Below are 401 nucleotides of genomic sequence, written 5' to 3' on the forward strand. Positions count from 1 at the left end.
GCGGGCAAAAGAAATGCAACGTGCCAAACGACGTAGCGGCTACCACTTTTGCATTTCCCCGCAAATCGCTGCGGAGCGGACAGTCTACACTCCTAGCAGGACGTAGCCCGGAGCGTAGACTGGAAATATTCTTCTCTCCACTGCAGCTACATTTAAAAACTCGCTTTCCAGCTGCTGTGGTGGGAGGAAACAGGAGAAAACGCTCCAGCTTCTTGGGTCACCAGCTTGGGGATTCACTGCACGGCTCTATGGAAAAAGCGAAACCGCGTCCAAAGTAGAGGTTCAGGGATGCTTCTCGGAGGTGGACGCTTAAAGGCGTGTTTCGCCTTTTCCATTGCGCCTCGGTGGGTGCCCCAAAGATCTTCGCTTTTTTCTCCTGTTTCCTTGCGAGTTGTTGGGTT

General features: G+C 52.9%; 1 protein-coding gene. It reads right to left on the reverse strand.

What is annotated here, in order from left to right:
- Positions 1-217 precede the first annotated feature (217 nt).
- The coding region (locus HP401_RS29740) for a hypothetical protein (RefSeq protein ID WP_217366276.1) at positions 218-401 on the reverse strand (184 nt) is incomplete at its 5' end.

Source organism: Brevibacillus sp. HB2.2 (genome assembly GCF_013284275.1).
Lineage (GTDB): Bacteria > Bacillota > Bacilli > Brevibacillales > Brevibacillaceae > Brevibacillus > Brevibacillus brevis_D.